Source organism: Winogradskyella sp. (genome assembly GCF_965228925.1).
Taxonomy (GTDB): Bacteria; Bacteroidota; Bacteroidia; order Flavobacteriales; family Flavobacteriaceae; genus Winogradskyella.
The window spans coordinates 253,173-273,374 of the sequence record NZ_OZ245845.1; the positions used below are offsets into that span (position 1 = coordinate 253,173).

Below are 20,202 nucleotides of genomic sequence, written 5' to 3' on the forward strand. Positions count from 1 at the left end.
AACGTTAACTTAAAAGCTTAGGCATTACTATAATAATTAGTAAATTCGCCAACATCAATATCTAAGGTTTTCATGACGGATTTTAACTTTAAAAAGTGGAACAACATTTTAGCATGGTTTGTATTTGCTGTAGCATTTGCGGTTTATGCCCTTACCATAGAACCCACCGTTAGCTTTTGGGATGCTGGTGAGTATATTTTAACCTCATCAAAATTACAGGTGGGTCATCCGCCAGGAGCACCGTTGTTTCAGATGATGGGAGCCTTCTTTTCTATTTTTGCTCTGGAGCCGTCACAAATAGGGATGATCATGAATATGATGAGTGCCGTGGCCAGTGCATTCACGATTCTGTTTATGTTTTGGACCATCAGTATGCTGTTGGTGAAACTGGTAAAATACCATAAAGACTCCAGCCAAAGTAAAGGAATGGCAGTCTTGGGCAGTGCCTTAGTAGGCAGTTTGGCCTTTACATTCACGGATTCGTTTTGGTTTAATGCCGTTGAAACCGAAGTCTACGCCATGGCGACCTTAATCATGGCCGTTATGTTTTATTTGGCCTTACGTTGGGAACAAGATATGCACACACCAAGAGGTAACCGTTGGTTGATCCTCATCGCTTTTATTATTGGTTTGTCGTTTGGAGTCCACTTTATGGGGCTGTTAACCATTCCTGCTATAGGCCTTATTTATTATTTTAAACATTACAAAGGTCAGTTGTTAGACGATTTTTTGGTTGCTTTTGCTCTATTTGCACTGACCATAGTCATCTCTTTAGTTCTACTATATGCACTATTTGAAGGATTCGAATATTTCCCAGGCATTCCGCTTCTTTTGCTAATGGCTTTGGTTGCCATAGGCTATTATTACCATTTTACTAAGCACAAAGACTTAACACTCAAAATATTTATAAAGAAGAACTTACATTTTGTTTTAGTCAATGCTATTGCAGCAGCTATATTACTGTTCATATTCAAGTTACTATTACCATCAACACTAAAATTATTTGGTTATCTAGAGGTCTTCTTTGTAAATTCCATCGGATTACCGTTTAATTCCGGAACCATAATTACGGGCTTACTTGTCATTGGCGTATTCTATTTTGGCCTTAACTACACACGTCAGAAGGGTTTGGTACACATCAATACATTAGTACTGTGCTTGATGTTTATCTTTATGGGCTTTTCGTCTTGGATGATGTTACCTATACGCGCCAATGCCAATGTTATCATCAATGAAAATGACCCCTCAGATGCCCGAGAATTACTAGCCTATTACAATCTAGAACAGTATCCTGAGACCCATTTGTTTTATGGGCCGCAGTTTACAGAAATCTATTCTGGTGCCGATGCGGATGAACCTTTTGTGGACGATAAAAAGAACTACGAACGGGATGAAGCACAAGGCAAGTACGTTATCATAAACGACTGGGAAGGCAGCAAGCAAAATTACAACCACGACCATGCATCCATTTTACCAAGAATGTGGAGTAGTGAGCATGCCGATAATTACATGATGTTTACGGGTTTAATTGACTTTAAAGTGGATCCGAACCTTCAAACCCGTGCTTTTAATGAAGCACTCAGTGTGGGTTTAAGTGAAGAACAGGCAAGTCAATACGCCCTTCAGGAAAAACGACGCTTCGACCAAGTGGTTAATGATTTTAGAATGCGCATTAGGAATGGTGAAGTAGACTATGAAGATTATGACCAATTTTTAAGACGCTACGGCCAGCAATATTTGATTATTGAAAAGCCTTCGTTTGGAGACAATCTGGCCTATATGTTTCAATACCAGTTTGGTTATATGTACTGGCGTTATTTTATGTGGAATTTTACGGGACGACAAAATGATATTCAAGGGAAATACGACAATTTTAATGGGAATTGGATTTCGGGTATATCATTTATTGACGAATTGCACCTCGGCGTATCCCAAGACAATCTACAAACCGAAGTTCTGGAAAATAAAGCCAGAAACACCTACTACTTTTTACCGCTCATACTGGGTCTTGTTGGATTTTTCTTTTTAATGTATACGGATGCTAAGCGTTTTTGGGTGCTGTTGGTATTTTTCCTATTAACTGGTTTAGCTATTCAGTTCTATACCAACATTAGACCTTTTGAACCACGTGAACGCGATTATTCTGTAGTGGGCTCATTTTATGTCTTTGCGATTTGGATTGGTTTTGGAGTCTATGCGATTTATGACCTTTTAAAAACGAGTGTAAAATCAAAACTATTGGCTCCGGTCATCACCCTCGCCTGTCTTATCATTGTTCCTGGAATACTCGCTGCGAATAACTGGGATGACCATGATCGCTCTGGAAAATACACAGCCAATGCCATGGCGCGTAAGTATTTGGAATCCTGCGCTCCTAACGCTATCCTCTTCACTATTGGTGATAATGATTCTTTTCCACTTTGGTATTTACAAGAAATCGAAGGTGTACGGACCGACGTACGTGTGGTTAACACGAGCTTATTTCAAACGGATTGGTATATTGATCAAATGAAACGAAAGGCTTACGAAAGTGACCCTATTCCTTCACAATTAACGCATAATCAATATCGAGGTGGCAACAGAGACGTTATTATAAGACGTGAAATTACCCAAGACACACTACCTATTAAAGATTTTATGGACTTTGTGGCTAATGAAGATCCAAAAACAAAATTTGCCTACGTCATAAAGGCCCAAGGTGAAGATCCGGCGCAATATCCAAGTCATATTTTAAAAACCAATTATTTCCCAACAAGACATATCAGTATTCCCGTGAATAAAGACGTCGTTTTAAAAAATGGTATTGTCAAACCTAAGGACGCAGACCTCATTGTAGATAATTTGTATGCTGAAATTGAAGGCAGTTATATCTACAAAAATAGATTGCTGATGTTAGACATTATTGCCAACAACAATTGGGAAAGGCCTATTTACTTTACAGGCGGTGCTTTTGGTGCTGATGATTATGTATGGCTAAAGGATTATTTACAGCTCGATGGTATGTGCTACAAATTGGTCCCTATAAAAACACCTATTGACAGAGCCAATCCATATGATATGGGACGTGTTGATCCTGACCTCATGTACAATATGGTAAAACAATGGAATTGGGGAGGCAGTGGCGAAGAGATCTATCACGACATTGAAACCCGAAGAAACGGTATTACTTATAGAGGTAACTTGGCACGTTTAATAGAAGCACTCATTAATGAAGACGAATTGGATAAAGCCGAAGAAATTGCTGATTTGGCTATGGAAAAGATGCCTGTTGACAAATTCGGTTTCCATTCACTTTTAGAACCTTATATCAGCGCTTATTATGAAATTGGCAATGTTGAAAAAGGTAGGGCACTTTATATGGATGTTGCTAAGATATACCAAGAAAACCTCATTTATTACGGCGGGCTCGATGAGGATGACCAAATAAGTAATATTGAAGACATTTACTTGGATATCCAGCGGTATAGAGCCCTTGTCGATTTATTAATCATCTATAATGATAAGGATTTTGCACTCGAAGAAACCAAGAAATTCAACAGCTATTTAAGTTTGCTGGATATTATGGGATCCGAAGACGAATATGAGCCAAGAGAGGATATAGATATTAATTCGATATTAAGCGACAGCATCCAAGATTCTATAGCACCTGAAGAATAGCACCTATGAAAATCATTCCCGCCAAGACTCCTGGATTTGTAAAAACACTGTTTCCAAATTTTGTCTGGAATGTTAATACGACTAAAAAGGAACTTTACCTAACTTTTGATGATGGGCCGACACCTGACATCACCGAATGGGTGCTTCAGATGCTCAAAATGTATAATGCTAAGGCCACATTTTTCTGTATTGGAAAGAACATAGAATCTAACCCAGTAGTATTTCAAAAGATACTCATGGACCAACATAGTGTTGGCAACCATACCTATGACCATCTTAAAGGATGGCAATGTAAAACTAAAATGTATGTGGGTAATACCGAACTCACGGATTCGGTAATAGCATTTCAGGTTCAGAATTCAAAATTTGCTAATGACCATAATCTAGAGTCACTTAAACTTTTTAGACCGCCCTATGGCAAGTTTAAAACTAAGCAAAGTAAAAGATTACAACAATTAGGTTATCGCATTATACTTTGGGATGTACTCTCTTATGATTGGGACAAAACGGTAAGTGAAGCTACTTGTTTAAAGAATGTTATTTCTGCTGCTAAAGCAGGGAGCATAATTGTATTTCACGATAGTGTAAAAGCCGCTCGTAACTTAAAATACACTTTACCTAAAGTATTGGATCATTACAGTTCTCAGGGCTACGCGTTTAAAGCAATTACTAAGGATAGTATGAATTATGTTAATAAGTGACTAAGAATATGAGATTCCTGCCGACGCAGGAACTAGCCTAAATATATTCTTGGATAATACCAATTAAGGTATTGGCATCTTGCTCACCGCTATGACGCCATTTCATTTCACCATTTTTGTAGATAATCAATGTTGGCAAACCTTTGACCCGAAGTGCCTCGGCTAACTCTTTGTTTTTATCAACATCAATCTTAATGACTTTAGCTTTATCTCCTAGTGCTGCTGCAACATCTCGTAATACAGGATGCATCGCAACGGATTGGTCGTTCCATTCCGTATAGAAGTCTAATAGTACCGGAATATCGACGTCTATTAATTCCCCAAATTTTGACATACCTTACTATTTTAGTCAAATGAGCTATACAAACCTAAACAAAATTTTAATAGAAAAATCCAATCCGTTTGTATTGCGCCATATAAAAATAAACAATTGTTAGCAATTATGCTTCCTTTGCTCCTTTTTTAAGCTCTATCACGGTTATTTCTGGCCATATCCCCACTCTACCGGGAAATGCCAGATATCCGAATCCTCTATTGACATTAATATATTGTCCTAAGGTTTCATAAATCCCGGCCCATTGTTTGTATCGCCATTTTACCGGACTCCATTTAAACCACCCAGGAATTTCGATTCCAAATTGCATGCCATGCGTATGTCCGCTTAATGTAAGATGATAATGATACTCGGCATTCACTACCTCAGCATCCCAATGGCTAGGATCATGACTGAGTAATATCTTAAAATCATCCTTATCTACTAAACTTGAGGCTTTTTTTAAGTCTCCGGCTTTTTTAAAGCCTCCTTTACCCCAATTTTCTACACCTATGATGGCAATACGTTGGCCGTCTTTTTCGATAAATCGATTTTCATTTAACAACAAATCAAAACCTATACCTTTTTGAAGCGCCTTTAAGTCCTCTAAATTTTGTCTTTTATCAGCCTCTGAATTCCAACTCACATAATCCCCATAATCATGATTTCCCAATACCGAGTATAAGCCATGTTTAGCCTTTAATTGTTTAAATATATCGACATAAGGCAGCATTTCTTCAGCCTTATTATTTACCATATCACCTGTAAACAAAATGACGTCACTCTGTTGCTCGTTGATTAAATCAATAGCATATTTAACTTTATCGATGTTATCGAAACTACCTGAATGCACATCGCTAATCTGTGTCAGTTTATAGCCATCAAAAGCATCTGGTAAATCCTCAAAATGTAAGGTGTACTTTAAAACTTTGAAGTTGTATTTGCCCTTATACATCCCATAAAGTATAGAAGCAAAAGGAATAGCAGCAAGACCTAAAGCAATTTGGCTAATGAATCTTCTCCTTGAAGGCAGATGTTTTATTTGACCACCACTATTACTATCATCTTGCATAAAATAACTGTAGATGCCTTGCGGAATTCTAAACACATCCTCGGCAAACATAATAGCAATTAATATAAGCTTAGGGACTATTAAGGCGATTAAAAATCCAACAGCAAATGAATTCGCCTGTGAAAACCCATTGCTTCTGTTGAATCCATAAAACTGAAAAATAAAATTTCCTATGACTGCAATAGTAAACAACCAATATAGTGCATACCACCAATTACTTTTTGTAACAGTCTTTAAGGATTGAAAGGCATAATAGTCCGCAACACCAATAATAGCCACAAAGATTATCCAGCGAATCATAACAACATTTTAATTGTCAAAGTTAAGCATCTGCAATTCCACTTATCTTATGAAATTGTTAAAGCTTTTGATTTGCAAATCCTCGAATGTCTTATGATTGGTCTCAAATTCTATAACCACAGTTGTATTTGGAAGGATGTCAAAAAAGTTGTCCGAAAATCGACCTTTAGTGCTTGAATATAAAAACACGTCCTTTTGAAGTGTAGGGCTACTTAGTTCGATTTTAAAACCACCTTCTGTTGGTTCAATTGTCTTTAGAATCTCAGCTGTATGTAGTGCTAAATCTTTAGGCCTTGAAAAATAATAGTGATTTGTTTTACCATTGAATTCAGAGACTAAAACGACCTTGTTCTTATCGAAAGTACTATCTCTTAGACTATGTTGTAACTTGAGTTCACTAGTATTAGAGCTTACTTCAACTTGTTGTTTATTTTCCCATATAATACGGCCATTAAAATCAATGATCTTAGAATTTAAAACTCCCGATTGCTTTTCTAACTTATCATTTACAATCCAAGTTTTTAGTGTATCATTGTCTACTTTGGTGCTCACCAAAATATCTTCAAAGGCTTTCTTGGTTTTAAAATGCATGGCTTTCCAATTCCCTAAATAATCAATACTGGACCAAGAAATGACGGGCCAACAATCGTTTAATTGCCAATACAAAGTGCCCATATTATAAGGTCTCGCCCTGCGCTGCGCTTCAAACCCTAAAACCATACCATTGGCCTGAACTAATTGACTCATATAGACATAGTCTTCGTCTTTTTCGGGTATGGGATAATCGCGTTCCATATAGTTTCTGATAATGGAATAGCCTCTTGGGTGCTTTTGGTGTGTATCGAAAGCCTTAGAGGAAATGGATATACTGTCGTTACCATTAATATACTTAATCGCTTCGTAGCTTGGAAAGGCCTGAAATCCAAATTCACTCATAAAGCGCGGTATGGCCTCAAGTAGATGTTCAAATGGGTATTCATCATGCCAAATCCACCAATCATGTGCATCGCCTTCTGTTAAAGATCTCGGATCCCTCCTTCCAAAACTGGGTGAGCTTTCCCAATAATCGATTTCGGAATGATATTGATTAACGACATCTGGTAAAACACCATTAAATAAGGCTTGATAGCTCTCCCATATCTCATCAATTTCTTCTTGGCCTCGATCAGTTTGCCAACCCCAATTATGCCATGCTTCATTGTTTTCATTATTACCACACCATAAAGCAATAGAACTATGATTCCGCAAGCGTTTGACGTTATCTATGGCTTCTTGCTTTACATTTTCCAAAAAGGCCGTGTCCCCTGGATACATGGCACAGGCAAACATAAAATCTTGCCAAACCATAATGCCCTTTTCATCGCATAGCTCATAAAAGATATCTTCTTCATAAATGCCTCCGCCCCAAACACGTAGCATGTTCATATTAGCGTCAACCGTATCATCCAATAAACGTTCATAGTCAGCTTTAGTAACTTCACCCTGAAAGCTGTGTTGTGGAATATAATTAGCCCCCTTAGCATATACGGGCACACCATTGACTTTAAAATAAAAGGTTTTGCCGGCATTATCTTTCTCTTGGATTAATGCTACCGTTCTCAACCCTTTTTTCTTTTCAACCTGATCTAAAATACGACCATCGTGTTTTATGACAGCTTTCATACTATAGAGATAAGGTTCGCCAACATTATGCGGCCACCAACGTTTAGGGTTTTTAATTTGGAATGGTACCGAAAAGGTGTTCGAAACGATTGAAAGCTCCGTAGTCGATTTTAATTCATCATTAACAAATATCTCTATTTCTACAGGTTCAGATAGCATATCATATTCGATGTCGATCTCCGCTTGTAGACTCGCTGAACCATCATCTAAATAATTCTGTTTGAAATAAACATCTCTAATTTTTAAGTCATTCCAAGACACCAACTCAATCGCCCTAGAAATTCCGCTTGAGGTTAATATAGGTCCCCAATCCCAACCATAATGAAATTGAGGTTTACGTGTAAAGACACGTTTATCAACCGGCATTTTATATGGTAATTTTTCAGCTTCGAGCGTCTCATGTTTACCTGTGGATTCAAAAACTATTTTGAGTTCATTTTCAGATTTGATAATAGACTTTACATCTACTTGGTACGTTCTAAATGCGTTTTTTGAATTTAAAATGAGACTATCATTTAAAAATACGGACGCGTAGGTGTCTAAGCCATTAAATTTAAGCTCTAAATGCTTTCTTTTTAGTGTTTCTTCGTCGACAGAAAACTTAGATTTATAAACCCAATCTTCCTCAGAAATCCATTGCAGGTCTAGCTCATTATTGGCTACAAAAGGATCTTCAATACGTTGATTATTCAATAAATCCGTATGGACTTGGCCTGGTACTTTTGCGGCATACCAAGAAGTATCAGCAGACTTTTTAAACTGCCAGTTTTCATTGAGGACTTGTGACTTTGGTAAATCATCTTTTTTACAACCTACAGCAGTTACAATAATGATGGCTAAAAAAAGTCTTTTCATAGGTAATAAGTGCTACATTAACTAAATCGATGCACTAAATTAAAAGAAATTAGCTCTTAACTTTAGAACATATGGGTGGATTTCTATAACAAATCGGGAGATTTAACGCTATTGATGCTAAATTTCAAACAAGCTTTATTATAGCCTTTATCGCATTGCTATCTGACACAGTTTGTGTCATCCCAAACATAAATTTATCTTGTTCTATTTTTTTTGATGCTGACGCATGAATTTCCTTAAAACCCCACTTTTTAAATTCTAAGACATTAGTCGCGTTAATGCCACCACCTACAAGAATAGTGATTCTTTCCTTACTTATGTCATTCAATGCTCTTAAAAGATCTAAACCTTTCTCAGCAGTTGATTGCTGACCTGAAGTTAAAACACGTTCTACTTCCAAATCCATCAATTGCGCTAAAGCTTCTTCTGGATTCACCACCTCATCAAAAGCACGATGAAATGTAAATGGCAATGGTTTTGACAATTCAACCAATTCATTTGTGCGTTGAATATCTATGGTTCTATCGGCATTTAAAACTCCTGAAACAATACCTTGACCGCCTAGATCTTTACTGATTTGAATATCCTGCTTCATGATTTCAAATTCGTCATCGGTGTATATAAAATTCCCGCTTCTTGGTCTAATTAACACGAATACAGGAATCTGAATATTCTCAATAACTTGTTTTATCAATCCATAGGATGGTGTAATGCCTCCTACTGATAATTCTTGGCATAATTCGATACGATGTGCCCCTGCGTCTTGCGCATTTTTTGCGGATTGAAAGGAATTGGCACAGATTTCTAAAAGCATTTTTTATATTGTGTGTCATTGCGAGACCTTCAGGTCGTGGCAATCTTTTCTTAATTCATTATGGTCAGATTCTTCGTCCTGATCCCGATAGCTGTACTGAGCACTTTGATGCTTCGACTGCCTGTCCGCCGTACAAGACTTTGGAAGGCGCGGCGCTTCGACAGGCTCAGCGTGACACACTCAGTACAAGTAAGCTCAGTGTGACACTCGTCGAAGTACATCAAGCCTTTGGCGTGACACTCGAACTGACATTTTAGTTGACAATGATTTCATCTATAAAAGTCCAGGCCTTATGACCAGCACCTTGTCGGCCTTCTGGAATAATTCCGTAGTTCGGGATTTTCAAAGTAATTGTCTTGACCTTTATCTCTAAATGTTTTGGTCTCATAAATTCGTAATCAAAACTAACAATTTTGTTAGACTGGGACGGCAATTCTCTTCTATCGGTAACAATGCTACCATCATCTAGTAAGAATTCAATACTGATCTCTTTTGGTGCATAAATCCACTGTCCATTACCGTTATGAAATCTTGTTTTAATCGAATCAATGTCCTTAGCCTCTCCCAAATCAATGATAATTTCAATATCCTCTCCCCAAAAGCCTAACCATTCTTTATCTCCATAACGTTTGTCGCTACCCGAAACCCCATTAATCAAGCCTTGGGCACCACTTCCGGTATAGGCCTTATGTGGTTGTTTATCAATGGTGATTTTTGCACCTACAGCTTTGTGATAATTGATGTTTTGTGTAAAGGTTTTACCAAGTTGTTTGTTGTTATCAAAAACTGCTGCCTTCATTATCAAATCCCCGGTAATTGCAATTTTGGAATCGTAAATAGTAGAACTTGAATCTGGTTCACTACCATCAGTCGTGTAATGAATGGCCTTCCCTCCGGTCAAGGTTTTAAGCTCATAAAATGTCCCATCATTTTCAGTCAACATATGGCCTTCTATTTCATAAAGATGATTGGCATAGTTGATGTCTAGCGCCTCTAATCTTTCGTGAAATCTTTCAAGTCTCGACACAAAATCCGCATAATCTTTTTGCTCCGGATTGGACCAGAGCACTTCGCTCATCGCCAACATTCGTGGAAAGGCCATATACTCAACCTGATCTTCGGTCGGCATATATTCGGTCCATATATTGCCTTGTGCACCTAATACATATTTAGACTGTTCGTCCGATAATTCTTCGGGAATTGGATTAAAGTTATAGACCTTTTCTAAAGGTAAAAAACCGCCAATAGCTAAAGGTTCGTTCTCGTTTTCAGATTGATAATAATCAAAATAACAGTGCGAAGTTGGTGTCATCACCACATGGTGTCCAGCTTTGGCTGCCTCAATAGCACCATCCATACCTCTCCAGGACATTACTGTAGCATTTGGTGCCAAACCACCTTCTAAAATCTCATCCCAACCTATGATTTGCTTGCCTTTGGAGTTGATGTATTTTTCCATACGTGCAATGAAATAACTTTGCAAGCCCTGTTCGTCCTTTAATCCTTTTTCTTTGATCAATTCCTGACAATACCTACAGTCTTTCCATCGCGTCTTTGGTGCTTCATCGCCACCAATGTGAATATACTTTCCAGGAAACAGTTCGACCACTTCATCAATGACATCTTCCAAAAATTTAAAGGTAGCCTCACTAGGACAATAGACCTCTTCAAAAACGCCCCATGCTTTGGCCACCTTAACCTGTTCGCCTGTACAACCCAATTCGGGATAGGCAGCAATTGCTGCCTGACTATGGCCAGGCATTTCAATTTCAGGTATAATGGTTACAAAACGTTCTTGGGCATAAGCCACAATATCTTTAATCTGCTCTTGTGTATAGTAACCCCCATAGCGTTTTCCATCAAACTGATGGGGTTGGTCGCTATAATGTCCGACTAAAGTCTCATCTCTATAAGCGGCAATTTCCTGAAGTTTTGGGTACTTTTTAATTTCAATACGCCAACCTTGATCTTCGGTAAGATGCCAATGAAAGGTATTCATTTTCAGCATGGCCAAGGCATCAATATAGGTTTTAACAAAGTCTACTGAATACATATGTCGACCTACGTCTAGGTGCATGCCTCTGTAAGCAAATTGAGGTTGATCTTTAATGACTAAACAAGGAAGTACAACTTCGCTTTCTGTGTAGGATTTATTCACAAATCCTGCTGGTAATAATTGCTTTAAAGTTTGCGCAGCATAAAAGGCACCTTTAACATCACTTGCTTCAATATAAACGCCTTTAGTGTCAATCCTTAAGGTATAAGACTCTTTAGAACTGCCTCCGTCTTCGACATAATTAAATGAAATATTAGTTTTATTATCTCCAGTTCCGGTTTTAATATTAGGTGCTGAATCAATAAAAGTCTCTAACATCAATGCTGGTTGCCTAAACACCCACGGAAACGAGAAGTAAGTATCTTTACTTATAATTAAAACACCTTCATTTTGTTCAATTTTATTAGGTGCAGGAATAATCTGAGGCACAACGTATTCAACTTCATCTTCTTTACAAGCCATAATAATTGCACCGAAAACAAATAATAAGACTAATTTCTTGAAATGCATTTTAGTATATTAGATGCTTAAAATTAGTAATCTATTTCTAATGCCTTCTAAACTTCACTTCGTTTTTTTAATTCTTCTCTTCGTAAGCTGTAAAAACGACTCTAAAATTGAAGCTGCGCAAAAAGATAAGCCACTGATTTCTTATGTCAATCCCTTTATAGGTACAGGTGGTCATGGGCACACCTATCCCGGAGCTACATTACCTTTTGGTATGATGCAGTTGAGTCCAGATACACGCCTTGACGGTTGGGACGGTTGCTCTGGCTATCATTATTCTGACCAATATATTTATGGCTTTTCGCATACGCATCTTAGTGGCACTGGTGTTTCTGACTATGGAGATATATTGCTCATGCCAACTAACGCTGTTAATTTTAACAATGGAAGGGATGGTAAGCCCGGCTATCGTGCTCATTTTTCACATGATAACGAGGTTGCCGAACCTGGTTTTTACAAAGTACATTTAGATTCCACCAATATTGATGTGGAATTAACGGTGTCCCTTAGAAGTGGCATACATAAATATCAATTTCCTTCATCCGAAAATCAAGTTATTATTTTAGATTTAGAGCATCGTGATGAACTGATTTCCTCAGCCATTGAATTTGATTTATCCAATGAAAAAGCAATCAAAGGGCATAGACATTCTAAAGCCTGGGCAACACACCAAAAGTTATTTTATTATATAGAATTCTCACATTCATTTTCAACCGATCCAAAAGAGAGTACAATCAGATCATTTTTGAATGAAAGTAAAACCAAAGCTGTTCTTAGATTTAAAAACCCAAACAATGATCCTGTATATGTAAAAATTGGTATAAGTGCGGTGGATGAAGAAGGCGCAAAGAAAAATCTCGAAGCAGAAATAGGCGACAAAGATTTTGAAACTGTTAAAAAGGAAGCCCAAGATTATTGGGAACAGCAACTTGAAAAAATCGTTGTACAAAGCTCAAATGAAGACTATAAAACTAATTTTTATACGGCATTGTACCATACCATGTTGGCACCCAATCGCTATCAGGATGTAGATGGTCGATATCGAGGTATGGACTTAGAAATCCACCATGCCAATTTCGATTATTACACGGTATTTTCCCTTTGGGACACCTATCGTGCTGCGCATCCGTTATACACCATTATTGAAGAAGAACGTACCAATCATTTTATCAATACCTTTTTAGCAAAGTACGATGAAGGTGGCATTATGCCCATTTGGGATTTATCGGGCTGCTATACGGGCTGTATGATCGGTTACCATGCAGTTCCAGTGATTGCAGATGCTTATTTAAAAGGGATTAATGATTATGATACAGAAAAAGCTTTTGAAGCTATGAAGCATTCAGCCACAAGAGACCACTTAGGGTTGGAGTCTTACAAACAATTTGGATTTATTCCGGTAGAAGATGAAAGTGAATCCGTGTCTAAAACCTTAGAATACGCCTATGACGATTGGACCATTGCACAAATGGCAAAAGCTATGGAAAAAGATGATGATTATAAAATCTATTCGGAACGTGCACAGTATTATAAAAATAGCTTTGATCCAGAAACCCAATTTATGAGAGGGCGTTTTAGAAATACATGGTTTGCGCCTTTCGATCCTTATGAAGTCAACTTTAATTATACCGAAGCCAATTCATGGCAATACAGCTATTATGTACCACAGGACATTTCAGGGTTTATAGAGCTACTGGGTGGAAAAGATAAGCTCGAAGCTCACCTGGATCAACTCTTTACGGCTGAAGCTGAGACCTCCGGACGTAACCAAGCGGATATTACAGGACTCATAGGGCAATATGCCCATGGTAATGAACCCAGTCATCATATGGCTTACCTTTATAATTTTGTGGGGAAACCTCATAAAACCATGGAGAAAGTACATCAAATTCTCACAGAACTGTACAAAAATACCCCTGACGGTATTTCGGGCAATGAAGATTGCGGCCAAATGAGTGCTTGGTATGTGTTTTCTTCGCTAGGCTTTTATCCCGTAACCCCAGGAAGCAACCAGTATATTATAGGCACCCCTATTATGGATAGAGCCACATTTAATTTAGAAAATGGGAATCAATTCACCGTGCAAACCTATGATTTAAGCCCTACTAATAAATACATCGAATACGTGTATCTCAATGGTGAACCATTGGATAGAACCTACATTACTCACGATGAAATTATACAAGGGGGCACGCTTGAATTTCACATGAACAATAATCCAGCGGTTTGGGGCAGCAGGGATCGACAAATACCTAAAACAGAAATCACAGAACATCTTATTGTTCCTGCACCGCATATAGCCAAAGGTGATGTGGCCTTTAAGAAGCAAACTGAAGTCACTTTAGGCAATGCTGCAAACAATGTAATCACCTATTACAGTTTGGATAATGACGATTTTAAGCCCTATAGTCATCCATTTACTATTTCTGAACCCACACTACTAAAAGTATATTCTGAAAAAGATGGTAAAAAAAGTGCCATTATTGAAACCCAATTCTACAAGATTGACCCCAATTTGAGCATCAAACTTGAAACGGCGTACGCCAACCAATATAATGCTGGTGGTAATGACGCTCTTATTGATGGTATTTTAGGAACCAAGGATTTTAGAACAGGAACTTGGCAGGGCTATTGGGATGAAGATGTTATCGCTATTGTCGATTTGGGTAAAGTTAAACCCATAGATAAGATAAGTGTTAGCTTTCTACAAGACCAACGGTCGTGGATCTTTTATCCAACTGAAGTCGAATGCTATGTATCTGACAATCCAAGAAATTTTCATAAAAGTCTTCCAAATTATACTATTGATACGACTATACCATCAGAAGATTCGGAAATTAAAACTTTGGACTTTTCCATAAATGGCTATAGTGCCAGATATGTAAAAATAGTTGCCAAAAAATTGGGCAAACTTCCCGAATGGCATTTGGGTTACAAGCACGATGGCCGAAGCTGGATTTTTGTGGATGAAATAACTATTAAGTAATCAGTAGCAGTATTCAGTTTGCAGATATGGAAACTATTAATAAACTAAAAGGCACTCAACTAGACTGTCATTTCGAGCATTATCGAAAGTAAAGTGTGCTTTGCTTGAAGATAGCTTACGAAGTAAGTCGAGAAACTGTTAAGTTCAGCGTAGCTAAATCTAATAATAAAACTAACTAACAAAACAATATGAGCAATCAAAACAACAAATCAGCACTGGCTACTTTAGTCACCGTATTCTTTTTCTGGGGATTTATCGCGGCATCCAATGGTGTTTTTATTCCTTTTTGTAAAACCTATTTTAACATTGATCAGTTTCAATCGCAATTGGTAGATTTCGCCTTTTATGGCGCCTATTATATAGGAGCCTTATTGCTATTTATCATGTCTGGCTCTATTAAAAAAGACATCATGAATAATTGGGGCTACAAAAATGGGATTACTTATGGTTTATTACTGTCTGCTATTGGTGCTTTTGTCATGTACCCCGCAACGGCAGGTGCTGAACAGGGGCAAACCGGTGTTTTTTATTTTGTTCTTATTGCTTATTTTATAGTGGCTTTGGGCTTCTCCTTACAACAAACAGCTGCCAATCCCTTTGCTATTGCTTTAGGGGATCCTCAAACCGGTTCGCATCGTCTCAATTTAGCGGGAGGTATCAATTCATTTGGAACCACCATAGGGCCCATTGTGGTCAGCTTGGTCATCTTTGGCTCTGCGTCATGGAGTACCGATGAATTAGCTTCGATGATTGCCAACAATGAAATTACTTTAGTTACTGTACAGACCTTATATTTAGGTGTAGGGCTTCTATTTTTAGCGGCTGCAGCACTGTTTTACTTTTCAAAAAAGCTGCCCGCACTCAAATCAGATACCCTATTTGAACCTGCAAACAAAGCTCGAAATTTATTAATCGTATTAACCCTTATTATTGTAGGATGCTTTGGCTATATTTTCAGTACTTATGCCGAAGAGACCTCAGCAACCGAAAGCATTGAAAACACACGATTAATTGTTTTATTTGTTGCCCTTATTGCTGTAATTGTAGCTGTATTTATCGCAAATTCTAGTGCCTCTAAAACACCTGAAGGTTGGGGAGCCATGAAATATCCTCAGCTGGTTCTGGGTATGCTAGCTATCTTTATGTATGTCGGTGTTGAAGTCACTATAGGCAGTAATTTGGGCGAACTGCTAAAGCAAAACGCAGAAAACACGGGCCTAAATGCACTCGGTCTGCCTGTACTTAACGATTCGCAACTGGGTATATACATTTCTTTATATTGGGGAGGTTTGATGATTGGACGTTGGGTTGGCGCTATTACTGTTTTTAATCCTAGTCAAGGTCTTAAAAAAGTCCTTTTAATTCTTATACCGTATATTGCTTTTGGCGTAATTCTCAGCGTCAATTGGATAGCAGGTAATGAATTTTCGACTAATGAAATCCTATTCTTTGCCATCTGTATCGCTGTACAAATATTCGGATTCTTTTTGGCTAAAGACCGTCCAGTTAAGACCCTCAAAATATTTAGCTTTTTAGGTATCATAGGTATGCTGATTGGCCTATTTGCCTCTGGAAATGTTGCCTTATTTGCATTCCTGTCCGGAGGACTCTTCTGTTCTATCATGTGGCCATGTATTTTTACATTGAGCATTGCTGGCTTGGGTAAATATACCTCTCAGGGGTCAGCGTTTTTAGTTATGATGATTTTGGGTGGCGCCATTATTCCACCTGTACAAGGAAAATTAGCGGATGTATTTTCTATTCAATCGTCGTATTGGATCGCAGTAGCGTGTTTTGCTTATTTATTGTTTTATGCTTTTAGAACGAAAACTGTTCTGGACAAGCAAGGGGTTGAATATTAAATATTATACACTATTGACTTTAGGGTTGATATTGGAAAGATTCTGAAATAAATTCAGAATAAAATAAATTCAGGATAAAATGAATCGTAGAAAATTTATCAAAAATACGGCGCTGACTAGTGCGGGTTTAACCCTTGGAAATTCCTTAATGGGGTGTGATGAGAAATCAACAGAGAAAAACGAGGCAGTAACTGTTGCATCAGAAAATGACAAAAAAGCAAAGTTGCCACTGGTCATAGCGACATGGCATGTTGAAGAAGCCACCGCAAAAGCCATGGAAGTCTTACAAGCTGGCGGAAACGCCCTTGATGCTGTTGAACAGGGTTGTAGGGTTGAAGAAGCCAATGAAGAAGGACAATCCGTCGGTAAGGGTGGACTTCCGGATCGCGATGGAAATGTCACACTCGATGCCTGTATTATGGATAAAAACGGAAACTGTGGGGCTGTTGTCTATCTTCAAGATATTACACATGCGGTATCAGTCGCCCGAAAAGTCATGGAAGATACCCCTCACGTTATGCTCGCCGGTGAGGGAGCAAAACAATTTGCCATCTCCCAAGGGTTTCAACCCGAAGATTTGTTGACTGAGGCTTCCAAAAAGGATTGGGAAGCATGGAAAGTTGAAGCCAAATACAAGCCTATTATTAATATCGAAAACCACGATACGATTGGAATGTTAGCCATGGATAAAAATGGGGATATTTCGGGCGCTTGCACCACTAGCGGCTTAGCCTATAAAATGGGAGGACGTGTTGGCGATTCGCCTATCATCGGATCAGGACTATTTGTAGACAACGAAATAGGAGCCGCAGTAGCTACTGGCTTGGGAGAAGAAGTTGTAAAAACCGTGGGTAGTTTCTTAGTCGTCGAACTCATGCGTCAAGGCAAGTCACCTCAAGAGGCTTGTGAAGAAGCTATTGGTAGAATTGTAAATAAACCTAACAGTAATTATAAGGACTTTCAGGTGGGTTATATTGCTGTCAATAAAAAAGGAGAGACTGGCAGTTACTCCATTCATCAATGGTTTAGCATGACCAAATTTCAAGATGGCGTTAACGAACAGATTCAATCGGATTTTTTTAATAGGGAGGGAGAATCCTAGTCCGTTGACAAAAACCAATTATTGTTAGGAAGAATATTATCTCTTTTTTAAAACCATTTTATCGTGAGTCGCGCCAGCTTTTCTTTTAAACTGGTATATGGTGGAAATAAGGACTCGGTAATCCCAAAAGTCATCTGTTTTACTACTGCTCTTTGATTACTAAAAGCTTTAAAACCATAAAAGCCATGACTTTTTCCGATACCACTATTATTGACTCCACCAAAAGGTAAGTTGTGATTGCTATAATGAATGACATTATTATTAATACATGTCCCTCCCGCCCTTGTTTGTTTTAAAATGGCATTGATATGGGCTTTTCTTTTACTGTAAATATAAAGTGCCAAAGGCCTTTCTTTCTTATTTACATAATCTATAGCGTCACTAATACTGGTGTAAGTTACAATGGGTAAAATAGGTCCAAATATCTCTTCTTCTAATAATGAAGCTTTCTCATTCAGATTAGATACTATAGTTGGTGCTATGTACTTTGACGCTTTATCGTGCTCTCCTCCAACATCAATTGTTGCATTTTGAGATGTTGCATTGTCTAAATGAGCTGTTAAACGCTCAAAGTGTCGCTGTGTTACAATTCTTGCATAGGCATTAGAGTCTTTTGGTTGATTAGAATAAAAATAATTCAGCCATTTTTTACATGCCTCAATGAATTTGGCTTTAATACTTTCATCAATTAGCACATAGTCCGGTGATACGCAAATTTGCCCTGCATTCATAAACTTACCCCAGACAATCCGTTTTGCTGCTAAATCTAAATTGGCGGACTTATCAATTATTGTTGGTGATTTACCACCCAACTCAAGGGTAACAGATGCTAAATGTTTGGCCGCAGCAGTCATTACTATTTTACCCACCTTCGGAGACCCCGTGAAAAAGATATGATTAAAAGGGAGTCTTAATAATTGAGTAGACGTTTCAACTTCACCTTCGATTAGGGCAACCTCATCTTCAGCAAACACATTAGAAATTATTTCTACCATGAGGGCAGACGAATGGACTGTCATTTCCGAAGGCTTTATCATCACAGAATTACCAGCCGCTATTGCAGAAACTAAAGGTCCAAACGTAAGATTAAATGGAAAATTCCAAGGTGAAATAATGAGACAGACGCCTTTAGGTTCATATACATAATACGACCTTGAACCCAACATAGATATAGGTGTTTTAACTTTTTGCTTACGCATCCACCGATGTAAATAGGCTTTGGCGTGCTTTATTTCTCCTATGATTTGATAAATCTCTGTTAGTTCCGATTCAACGTTTGGTTTGCCCAAGTCTTTACTAAGTGCTTCTAAGATTCTGGCCCTGTAGGTTTTTTCAATAGCAACCTTAAGTCTATTTAGTAGTTTTATTCTATAATCATAAGACTGTTGCCCAACACTAAGTTGCTTTAATCTTTGCTTTTGAAACATATCAAAATACGGATTATCGCTATAATCGTTAATGTCGTTCTTCATAGTTATTTTGAGATTATATTTATATTGCGCATTTTGTCGATGTTATTGACAAACCGCTGTATTTGGTCTAAATCTTAAGTTTTTTCGTCTATAAAAACAATGGTTTTAAAGGGCTGCGAGTCCATTTTGTGCATTTCATCGATGTTTTTAGCTAACAGATGTCAGTTATCTAATTATCGCTCTCTTTCGTCCAAAAATTTCATCATGAACAAATAAACCGACGTTTCTTTGAACCGAAGTTAAAACAAAAAACGATTTAACACTCATGAAAAAAGGTTTAGTCATCATATTATTTTTAACAATGTCTTTAGCAGGATTTGCGCAACAAGAGGTTGTAAGTGCTATTGAGACTGAACTTATTGAGCCTGTTAAAGCGGAAAAGCCTGAAGTCAAGAAAACTGTTATTTCTGCGAAAATGAAGGCTAAAGTTTTAAAAATAAATCACAAGAAAAGTAACGAAATTATAAGTATTAAAGCTTACAGAAAGAGTTTACAAATCAAAGTTAAAACTGTAAAACTTTGCTAATTAATATATGCTATTAACCATTAAAAAAGCCAAAACGTATGTTTTGGCTTTTTTTTTTATGTCGAGTACCATTGGAAATTATCTGCAGTTTCTGTTTTGTTGAGCAACTTTAACAATGCTTACAGTATTAGAGATTAAATCGCAATGGATGCTACATAACCTCTATGAAAATAAACTCTTGGAATAATCACCTAATTATGAATATTGTCAAAAAACAAACCACCGATTGATACATGACATTCATCTAAACTAACCGCTTTTTTCATCTAAAAATCAGTTCCCCCAACAGTTAACGGTTGTTTCTTTGTATTGAAGTT

At 37.7% G+C, this 20,202-nt stretch carries 12 protein-coding genes; 6 read left to right on the forward strand and 6 right to left on the reverse strand.

Annotated features, from left to right (window positions below):
- The first annotated feature begins 72 nt into the window (after positions 1-72).
- Positions 73-3,657, forward strand: a complete 3,585-nt coding sequence (locus ACO052_RS00965) for a protein O-mannosyl-transferase family (protein WP_422106134.1) — start codon at positions 73-75, stop codon at positions 3,655-3,657.
- Positions 3,658-3,662: 5 nt separating this feature from the next.
- Positions 3,663-4,358 (forward strand): polysaccharide deacetylase family protein, encoded by a 696-nt coding sequence (locus ACO052_RS00970; protein WP_422106135.1) that lies wholly within the window; start codon positions 3,663-3,665, stop codon positions 4,356-4,358.
- Positions 4,359-4,395: 37 nt separating this feature from the next.
- On the opposite strand, the gene ACO052_RS00975 is transcribed toward ACO052_RS00970, so the two are convergent.
- The 5 genes from ACO052_RS00975 to ACO052_RS00995 all read right to left on the reverse strand — a co-directional run bounded on the left by ACO052_RS00975 (position 4,396) and on the right by ACO052_RS00995 (position 11,940).
- Positions 4,396-4,692 (reverse strand): thioredoxin family protein, encoded by a 297-nt coding sequence (locus tag ACO052_RS00975; RefSeq protein ID WP_422106136.1) that lies wholly within the window; start codon positions 4,690-4,692, stop codon positions 4,396-4,398.
- 106 nt (positions 4,693-4,798) lie between these two features.
- The gene (locus ACO052_RS00980; protein WP_422106137.1) at positions 4,799-6,043 is read right to left on the reverse strand and encodes a metallophosphoesterase; all 1,245 of its coding nucleotides are present in this window, start codon (positions 6,041-6,043) and stop codon (positions 4,799-4,801) included.
- 42 nt (positions 6,044-6,085) lie between these two features.
- Entirely contained in the window at positions 6,086-8,560 is a 2,475-nt protein-coding gene (locus ACO052_RS00985) for a beta-mannosidase (RefSeq protein ID WP_422106138.1), read from the reverse strand.
- A 124-nt stretch (positions 8,561-8,684) separates the two neighbouring features.
- Positions 8,685-9,374 (reverse strand): copper homeostasis protein CutC, encoded by a 690-nt coding sequence (locus ACO052_RS00990; RefSeq protein ID WP_422106139.1) that lies wholly within the window; start codon positions 9,372-9,374, stop codon positions 8,685-8,687.
- A gap of 253 nt (positions 9,375-9,627) precedes the next feature.
- A complete protein-coding gene (locus ACO052_RS00995; protein WP_422106140.1) occupies positions 9,628-11,940 on the reverse strand; it encodes a beta-N-acetylhexosaminidase in 2,313 nt (770 codons plus the stop codon).
- Positions 11,941-11,980: 40 nt separating this feature from the next.
- On the opposite strand from ACO052_RS00995, the gene ACO052_RS01000 reads away from it, so the two are divergent.
- The 3 genes from ACO052_RS01000 to ACO052_RS01010 all read left to right on the forward strand — a co-directional run bounded on the left by ACO052_RS01000 (position 11,981) and on the right by ACO052_RS01010 (position 17,887).
- Positions 11,981-14,923: a GH92 family glycosyl hydrolase gene (locus tag ACO052_RS01000; protein WP_422106141.1), complete on the forward strand. Its 2,943-nt coding sequence runs from the start codon at positions 11,981-11,983 to the stop codon at positions 14,921-14,923.
- Positions 14,924-15,111: 188 nt separating this feature from the next.
- On the forward strand, positions 15,112-16,785 hold the full coding sequence (locus ACO052_RS01005; RefSeq protein ID WP_422106142.1) for an MFS transporter: 1,674 nt from the start codon (positions 15,112-15,114) through the stop codon (positions 16,783-16,785).
- Positions 16,786-16,864: 79 nt separating this feature from the next.
- Entirely contained in the window at positions 16,865-17,887 is a 1,023-nt protein-coding gene (locus ACO052_RS01010) for an isoaspartyl peptidase/L-asparaginase family protein (protein WP_422106143.1), read from the forward strand.
- A gap of 47 nt (positions 17,888-17,934) precedes the next feature.
- Here ACO052_RS01010 and ACO052_RS01015 read toward each other — a convergent pair whose 3' ends face one another.
- Positions 17,935-19,359: an aldehyde dehydrogenase family protein gene (locus ACO052_RS01015; RefSeq protein WP_422106144.1), complete on the reverse strand. Its 1,425-nt coding sequence runs from the start codon at positions 19,357-19,359 to the stop codon at positions 17,935-17,937.
- A 265-nt stretch (positions 19,360-19,624) separates the two neighbouring features.
- On the opposite strand from ACO052_RS01015, the gene ACO052_RS01020 reads away from it, so the two are divergent.
- The gene (locus ACO052_RS01020) at positions 19,625-19,885 is read left to right on the forward strand and encodes a hypothetical protein (RefSeq protein ID WP_422106146.1); all 261 of its coding nucleotides are present in this window, start codon (positions 19,625-19,627) and stop codon (positions 19,883-19,885) included.
- Positions 19,886-20,202: the final 317 nt, after the last annotated feature.